The sequence below is a fragment of the Roseiarcus sp. genome (assembly GCF_052145395.1).
Taxonomy (GTDB): domain Bacteria; phylum Pseudomonadota; class Alphaproteobacteria; order Rhizobiales; family Beijerinckiaceae; genus Roseiarcus.
Genome location: NZ_JBKQOT010000236.1, coordinates 1 through 7,453, shown reverse-complemented (window position 1 = coordinate 7,453; position 7,453 = coordinate 1). Strand labels below are relative to the sequence as shown.

The 7,453-nt window shown below is 65.0% G+C and carries 11 protein-coding genes; 3 read left to right on the top strand and 8 right to left on the bottom strand.

What is annotated here, in order from left to right:
* The 8 genes from ACLP25_RS08045 to ACLP25_RS08010 form a co-directional block, all read right to left on the bottom strand.
* A partial coding sequence (locus tag ACLP25_RS08045) for a hypothetical protein (protein WP_442468689.1) occupies positions 1–223 on the bottom strand: 223 nt, incomplete at its 3' end.
* A gap of 248 nt (positions 224–471) precedes the next feature.
* Positions 472–714, bottom strand: coding sequence for a hypothetical protein (locus ACLP25_RS08040; RefSeq protein WP_442468688.1), 243 nt, complete (start codon positions 712–714; stop codon positions 472–474).
* Positions 715–1,026: 312 nt separating this feature from the next.
* The gene (locus tag ACLP25_RS08035) at positions 1,027–1,611 is read right to left on the bottom strand and encodes a uracil-DNA glycosylase family protein (RefSeq protein WP_442468687.1); all 585 of its coding nucleotides are present in this window, start codon (positions 1,609–1,611) and stop codon (positions 1,027–1,029) included.
* Entirely contained in the window at positions 1,608–2,432 is an 825-nt protein-coding gene (locus ACLP25_RS08030; RefSeq protein WP_442468686.1) for an anti-sigma factor family protein, read from the bottom strand. The genes ACLP25_RS08035 and ACLP25_RS08030 overlap by 4 nt, the downstream gene beginning before the upstream one ends.
* Positions 2,429–2,965 carry a sigma-70 family RNA polymerase sigma factor gene (locus ACLP25_RS08025; RefSeq protein ID WP_442468685.1) on the bottom strand — a complete coding sequence of 179 codons (537 nt, stop codon included), beginning with the start codon at positions 2,963–2,965 and terminating at the stop codon, positions 2,429–2,431. Before ACLP25_RS08025 ends, ACLP25_RS08030 begins: the two co-directional genes overlap by 4 nt.
* A 94-nt stretch (positions 2,966–3,059) precedes the next feature.
* Positions 3,060–3,419: a c-type cytochrome gene (locus tag ACLP25_RS08020; RefSeq protein ID WP_442468684.1), complete on the bottom strand. Its 360-nt coding sequence runs from the start codon at positions 3,417–3,419 to the stop codon at positions 3,060–3,062.
* A gap of 9 nt (positions 3,420–3,428) precedes the next feature.
* Positions 3,429–4,355 carry a metallophosphoesterase family protein gene (locus ACLP25_RS08015; protein WP_442468683.1) on the bottom strand — a complete coding sequence of 309 codons (927 nt, stop codon included), beginning with the start codon at positions 4,353–4,355 and terminating at the stop codon, positions 3,429–3,431.
* A 170-nt stretch (positions 4,356–4,525) separates the two neighbouring features.
* Positions 4,526–5,197 (bottom strand): class I SAM-dependent methyltransferase, encoded by a 672-nt coding sequence (locus tag ACLP25_RS08010; RefSeq protein WP_442468682.1) that lies wholly within the window; start codon positions 5,195–5,197, stop codon positions 4,526–4,528.
* Between the two features lie 290 nt (positions 5,198–5,487).
* Between ACLP25_RS08010 and ACLP25_RS08005 the strand changes: the two genes are divergently transcribed.
* The 3 genes from ACLP25_RS08005 to ACLP25_RS07995 form a co-directional block, all read left to right on the top strand.
* Complete coding sequence (locus ACLP25_RS08005; protein WP_442468681.1) at positions 5,488–5,904, top strand: rubrerythrin family protein; 417 nt, start codon at positions 5,488–5,490, stop codon at positions 5,902–5,904.
* A 117-nt stretch (positions 5,905–6,021) separates the two neighbouring features.
* Positions 6,022–7,356 (top strand): heterodisulfide reductase-related iron-sulfur binding cluster, encoded by a 1,335-nt coding sequence (locus ACLP25_RS08000; RefSeq protein ID WP_442468680.1) that lies wholly within the window; start codon positions 6,022–6,024, stop codon positions 7,354–7,356.
* Positions 7,357–7,359: 3 nt separating this feature from the next.
* The coding region (locus ACLP25_RS07995) for a DUF3501 family protein (RefSeq protein WP_442468690.1) at positions 7,360–7,453 on the top strand (94 nt) is incomplete at its 3' end.

The window sequence follows — 7,453 nt, the reverse complement described above, 5'->3', positions numbered from 1 at the left end:
CTTGTGTAATCATTTGATAGAACGCAGGGTTGTTCGCCGCTAGGCTGCTGACCAGCGCCTTGGGCATAATCGATACAAACAACCGTTTCTTGAGTACGAAATCAAGCACGCCGATAATAGCAACGAGTAGAGAGCACCAACAGAACAAGAGAACTATTCTATTGACATCGTTGTCGTCATTCACGATATAGATGATAACGAGAAGAGGAGCATACCATTCCAATATCACACTCACTAGTCCACTTAATGATTCCGCTGTGTTCAAAGACGTAATCATTGACAATATAATCATAATAATCATGCCACACAAGCAGACAAAAGTGCTAAGGTTATACCTTAAGACGTCTTTGTCCTGATGGTAAGCGACATTGCAAAGCTCGCGGCGAATAATAGTATAAGGGGGAATACAAATGTTCTTCTCGCCGAAATCCTAGGCAGGCCGGATACTTGCACTGTGTAGTAGTTCGTTACTCAAAGATCTACAACGAGAACGGCGAACGTCAATCCTCTGACGAGCTTATACGGCGGCGTAAACCCGTCGGGCAACACCCACAACAAGACAACTGCAAACACCGCAACAACGCCCACCACTGCGATCGGAGGCAGGGCTACTGCGGTAAATCCGACAATCGAGCCCATCAGGATCGCGAAAAAGCTCCACCCGGCGACTGACGCCACGCGCCACGCGAGCGCCGGCGCGCCGGCAAGCGCCATTCTCGTTTCTCCCCGCGCGACGGCAAGGAACTGCGTCAAAGTCGTACGGGTGAAACGCAGTTCCGATCGTCCTCGATCATCCATCGCAGGCAGATTCCGGCTCCTGTAACAACAATTCCCATCCCTCGTCCGCATTCGATCTACTACTGCGGATCGTAATCGCGGCGAAGTTTTAGCCTCGGCCGCGTTATTGACCTATCCGCTGGTCTACCACGCGTCTGCATTCAACCAAAATACCGGATCCGCGGGGCGGCAGCGAGCGCTTGAAAGCCTCGTACCGGCAGCGAGACCAGCGCTCGAGCCAAGACCGCGTCACAGAAGGGCCTCGCGCACCGCCGCCCGAAGCGCCGGCGCCACATCGGCTTCGAACCACGGATTCGTGCGAACCCAGATCGCGCTGCGCCAGCTTGGATGCGGAAGCGGGAAGAAGGCGGGGCCATAGTCGCGAAACCGCCGCACCGTCTCCGTCACGGTTGCGCTGCGGCGGTCGCCAAGGTAGCCGGCGTGAGCGTAAACGCCGGCGAGCAGCGTCAGGCGCCTGTTTGGCAGGACCGCGAACAGGCTCTCGTGCCAGAGCGGAGCGCATTCCGGGCGCGGCGGCCGGTCGCCCCCCGCTCGCCTCCCGGGATAGCAGAAACCCATCGGAACGAGCGCGACGCGCTGGGAGTCGTAGAAGGTCGTACAGTCGATTCCCATCCAGTCCCGTATGCGCGCGCCGCTCGCGTCGTCCCACGGCACGCCGCTGGCGTGGACCTTGGCGCCGGGCGCCTGGCCCACGACGACGATGCGGGCGCCCTCGCCGGCCTGGACGACCGGGCGGACCCCATGCGGCAGGTGAGGCGCGCAAACGGCGCAGCTGCGGATGTCGACGAGCAGACGTTCGAGCGGCGAGGTCACCCCCTGCCGCCCTCACTCTGCGCCGCGCGCGCTGCGCGGAAAACGGCGACGAATTCGGCGAGTGTCTTCTCGTCCATGTCGGACACCGCGACATAGGCGAGGTTGGCGTCCGTCCAGCGTGCGACGTGATAGCCGTCGATGGTCGTGATCCCGTCGGCGCCGCGGGTCCCTCGGGCGTCAAGCGGCAGTTCGGTTACGGCGACCAGATGCTCATTGTGGCGATAGACGAGCGTCGGAGACGGGACGCGGTCGACGACGGCGACGCGGCCGCCGGCGAGCGGGAAACCCTGTGGAGCGAGATCGACAATGCCGGCGCTGACCGTCGTGCGGCCCGCGAGCCACGGCTTCACCGTGTGCCGGTCGGACGAGGCGACGTCGAAGGGCTGGCCGACGACCGCCGCCCGGGCGAAATCCGAGACGAGGTTTTCCGCCACCGCGTGCGACGGGTCCGGAACGCGCAACGACATGAGCGCAACGCCGGCGGCAAAGCCGAGCACGGCGAACGAAGCGGCGAGCGGCAAGGCCTGCCGCCAGTGCGACGGGCGCGCCTTCGGCGCGAGTTCAACGACGTTCGCCGGCTCCGCCGGCCCCCCAGCATCCGCTAGCGCCAGCACGCTGTCGATCAGGGCTTTCGGCGCGGCTTCTCGCGGCGCATGGCGGCGCACGGCGGCCCTCACCGCCTCGAGCCTGCGGTATTCCGCGGCGAGTTCGGAATCAGCAGCCAGATCGCGATCGAAAGCCAGCGCGTTTGCGGCGTCGAGTTCGCCGTCGAGGGCGGCGTGGAGACGGAGGCTGTGGGAGTCGGACGCGGGATCGCTCATAACTCTGCTTTCATGGATTTCGCCAGCGCGCAGCGGGCGCGCGCAAGGCGCGACATGACGGTGCCCAAGGGCAGGCCGGCCGCATCGGCGATGTCGCGGTAAGACAAGCCGTTGACGTCGCGCATGACCAGAATCTCCAGCAAGGGCGACGGGAGTGCGGCGATCGCGCGTCTCAGTTGCGCCCCGTCTTGGGCAGCAATCAGGGTCGCCTCCGGATCGGAAGCGCCCTGATCGCCGGCGGGCATGATCGCGTCGAGGTCGCCGAGATCGCCGGCGAAGGCGACGTCCTTGCGCCGGTTCCGCGCCATCCAGGTGATCGCCGCGTTGCGGACGATGGCGAGAAACCAGGGCTTCGGACGGTCCACCGCAGTGGTTTCGAGCGCCTTCAGCGCGCGCACCGCCGCCTCCTGAACGATGTCCTCGGCGTCGTCGGCGTCGCGGCAGAGCCATTTCGCCAGGGAGTAGGCGTCGTCCAGCAGCGGCGGCACGGTGGCGAGGAAGCGCGCGGCGGCGAGGGGACTGGCCGGGGTCATCGGGCGGCCGACTGTGTCCCTTCTTCCCGTTCCCGGAGAGAAGGCGGCCGGCGAGAGCCCGCTCCCCGCGTGCGCAGGGCGAGGGGGCGCACTTCTACTTCGCCCGCTCCTTCAGGAACGCGATCACGTCCGCGCGGTCCTGCGGGTTGTCGAGGTGAAAGAACATTTTCACCCCCGGGACGAAAGCCTGAGGATTCGTCAGCCACTTGTCGAGAGTCTCCTCGGTCCAGACGATATTCGCGCTTTTGAGGGCGCCCGAATAGGCGTAGTCGGGCAAAGACCCCGCCTTGCGGCCATAGACCCCCCGGTGCCGGGGTCCCACGTCGTTCTGGTCGAGCGAGTGGCAGTCGGTGCAGGCCTGATAGATCTCTTCGCCGTGGGCCGGATCGCCGACAGGCGCGGACACAGCCGGGCCGGCGGCGAGCGCCGCCAGCAACCCAATCATCCTACGCATGGCGATCCTTCAGGTCAGGTCGGAATCGGTCACGGCGAGGCTTGTCGGCGTCGGGACATAGGCCACTTCGCGCACGCCGAGCCATTTGCGGAGTTCCCCCGCCGGCACGACCTTCGGCCCGGGCGAGGGGGCGGTTCCGGGCGCAGGCTGCGGAAACGCGCTCGACCGGGCCGTATGGAAGGTCACATTGCCCTCGACCTTCTGCATCAACTGGTGGATATGGCCGTTGAGCACGGTCACCGAGCCGAATCGCGCGAGCAGCGCCAGCGCCTGCGCCGAGTCCTCGGTGCCCCAGCCCCAGTCGGGCGCGATCATCCACAGGGGGATGTGGCAGAAGACGACGATCGGCGTCGAGGCCGACTTGCCGCTGAGGTCGCCTTCGAGCCAGGCGACCTGCTCCGCTCCAAGCGAACCGAGGCCGTTCGTCTTCAGGTCGACGACGTTGTTGAGTGACACGAAATGCACGCCGCCGTGGTCGAACGAATACCAGCCGCCGCCCGCGCCCTTGCCGAAGCGCTCAAGCCAGGCGTCGCGCGTCTTCGCGTCCGTGATGTCGTGTTCGCCCGGCGAATAGTGGACGTCGAGCTTCGCGCGCTTGATCATTTCGAGCGCGTCATCGAACTCGGCGGCTTTCGCCGTATGGGTGATGTCGCCGGTTTGGATGATGAAGGCGGGGCTTCCCGGCATCGTCAGCACCTTGTCGATCGCGGCGCCGAAGGTCGCCCTCGCGTCGGGGTTGGCGGGCTTGGAAAAGCCAATGTGGCTGTCAGAAAGCTGGACGAAAGAGAAACCTCCTTCGGCCGCCTTCGCCGAGCCGATGAGCCGCGAGGCCGGCACGCCGCCCGTCACGGTCCAGACCACTCCGGTCCCCGCCCAGAGCATGCATTTCAGGGATTGGCGGCGGTCTATCGCGCCATCGTCGCTCCGCGTCGTCATGTCTCATCCTCTTGGCTAGGCGCTTTGCGCGCCGGACAGGAGTGAGACTCGGACAGGACGCGGCTTATTCCGGACCGGACGAGATTCTTTATCGCGAGCGCTTGATCCGGTTTCCCGGAGGCGAGTCGAGGGGTCAGCGCCACGCGCGCTCGATCAAGGCGCCTCCGGCTCTATCGCGCCGCGACCTTCTCGATCCGCAGCAGCGTAAAGAGCTTCATCGGCGGAAGTCCCCGCCGCTCGCTGATCCGGGCGTCCGGCCGTGAGGCGATCCAGTCGCCGATCGCCGAATACGGGAAATTTGGATGCCAGCCGAGCCAGGCGGCGGCCGTCTCCATCCGATGCTCGACCGCCTTGCGCACGCCCTTGTCGGCGGCGAAATGGTTCATCACGACGAGCGTCCCGCCCGCCCGCAGGACCCGCCAGGCTTCGTCCAGCGCCCGGGCAACGTCGGGGACGACGCTCATCACATAGGGCGCGAGCGCCACGTCGAAGGCCGCGTCGGGGAATTCCAGCGCGGCCGCGTCCATCACATGCAGGCCCTTCACCTGGGAAAGGCCTTGCCGGTCCACTCGCGTCCGGGCCGCGCGCAGCATGGGTGCGCTGATGTCGATGCCGGTGGCGTGCACATTGGCCGGCAGCAGCGGCAGTTCGAGCCCGGTGCCGACCCCGATCACCAGGATCTCGCCGCCCGGTCCGGCCGCTTGCGCCGCGGCCTGTGCCGCCGCGAGCCTGCCCGGGTGAAATGGCAGATCGAAAAGAAGGTCGTAGATCGGCGCCCAGCGACTGTAGGCCGCCTGCGCGTGATGCCCGGCATAGCCGCGCGTCGCATGGATCGGATTCAAATTTTGCCGTCCTCATGCCACGCTAGGACCGGCGCGGCGTTTCGCCTGGGCTCAAGATTTGCGCAGAACGCTGTCACTTGCAACAAATCTGTAACATTTCGTCGTCTGCGAGAACGGCGCGACGCATCGTCGCAGCGGCGTGACGAACCCTTGTCGCCGTCCGCGCCCGACGCAATCTTCCAGGAGCGGCAGATCCGCGCACTTGATGCGGACTCCGCAGTGGTATGTGGATATCGTTAACCCGGGGGCGCAGAAAACTGCCGCCCGGTGATCTTGAAGGAGAAACACCCGTGGGGCTCAAAGGTTCCAAGACTGAGCAGCATCTCAAGGACGCCTTCGCCGGCGAGTCGCAGGCGAACCGCCGCTATCTCTATTTCGCCAACAAGGCGGACGTTGAAGGCTATCCTGATGTCTCCGCACTGTTCCGCTCGACGGCGGAGGGCGAGACAGGCCACGCGCACGGCCATCTCGAATATCTCGAAGCGGTCGGAGATCCGGCCACAGGCCTGCCGATCGGCCCGACCAAGGCCAATCTCGCCAGCGCCGTCGCAGGCGAGACGCACGAATATACCGACATGTATCCGGGCATGGCCAAGGACGCGCGCGCCGAGGGCTTCGACGAGATCGCCGACTGGTTCGAAACGCTCGCTAAAGCCGAGCGTTCGCACGCCAACCGCTATCAAAAGGCCCTGAACGAGCTGGGCTGAACCGAAGGCGCGAACGCTCGCCCGTCCCCCTTCCGCCCGCGGAAGCGGGGCGGGCGACGACGCGCGTATGGCGGCTTCGCCCGCGCGCGGATGGTCATTTCTTCACGGGTGACAGGCATGGCCTCAACGGTCAGCGAAGGCAATCTCAAGGCGCCGATCCGACATCCGCTCGATTGGCAGAATCCCGAATTCTACGACGAGGCCGCGCTCCTGAAGGAAATGGAGCGCGTGTTCGACATCTGCCACGGCTGTCGCCGTTGCGTCAGCCTGTGCCAGTCGTTTCCGACCCTGTTCGATCTGGTCGACTCCTCGGAATCGATGGAAGTCGACGGGATCAAGACCGAGGACTACAGGAAGGTCGTCGAGCACTGTTTCCTGTGCGATCTGTGTTACATGACGAAGTGTCCCTACGTGCCGCCGCACGATTGGACCCTCGACTTCCCGCACCTGATGCTGCGCGCCAAGGCGGTCCAGTACCGTAAGAAGGGCGCAAGCTTCCGCGACCGGACCCTGACCAACACCGACGCCATGGGCGCGCCGCTCGCCAATCCCGTCATGGCGCCGGTAGTCAACCTGCTGAATTCCATGCGTCCCGCGCGCAAGGCGCTGGAGGCGGTCGGCGGAATCGACGCCGAGGCCTGGCTGCCGACGTACGCTTCGCGTCCGTTGCGCAAACGGCTCGACATCCTGCCCCCGGAGACGCAAGGCGAGCCGGCCGGGCGCACGACCGGCAAAATCGCCCTCTTCGCCACCTGCTACATGAACCGCAACGAACCAGACCCCGGCGAGGACCTCGTCGCGGTCTACGCGCATAACGGCATTCCCGTGACTCTGACGCCGCACGAGAAATGCTGCGGCATGCCGCGGCTGGAGCTTGGCGATCTCGAAGCCGTGTGCCAGCACAAGGAGATCAACATCCCGGTGTTGGCGACGCTTGTCGACGAGGGCTGGGACCTGACGGCGTTGATCCCCTCCTGCGTGCTGATGTTCAAGCAGGAGTTGCCGCTGATGTTCCCCGACGACGCCGACGTGATGAAGGTGAAGGGGGCGTTCTACGACCCGTTCGAATACCTCATCCTGCGCGCCCGCGAGGGCAAGCTCAGGACGGACTTCAAGACGCCGCTCGGCAAGGTCGCGCTTCACGCCGCCTGTCATCAGCGGGTGCAGAACATCGGCCCCAAAACCAAGGAAGCCTTGTCGCTCGTGCCGGGCACGGAGGTCGACCTGATCGAGCGATGCTCCGGCCACGACGGAACTTATGCGGTGAAGGCGGAATTCGCCAAATTCGCCATGAAGATCGTCAAGCCGGTGGTCGCCCGGGTCGACGCCGCCAAGCCCGACCATTTCGGTTCGGACTGCGCCATGGCGGGCCATCATATCGCCCATGCCCGCAAGGCCGGCGGCGAGCCCGAGCATCCGATCTCGCTCTTGCGCAAGGCCTACGGAGTGTGACCCATGCTCACGCGTGAAAGCCTGTACAGTCTCGAGACCTACGCCCAGATGCGCAACGAGTTCCGCGCCAGGGTGATGGCCCACAAGAGGATTCGGC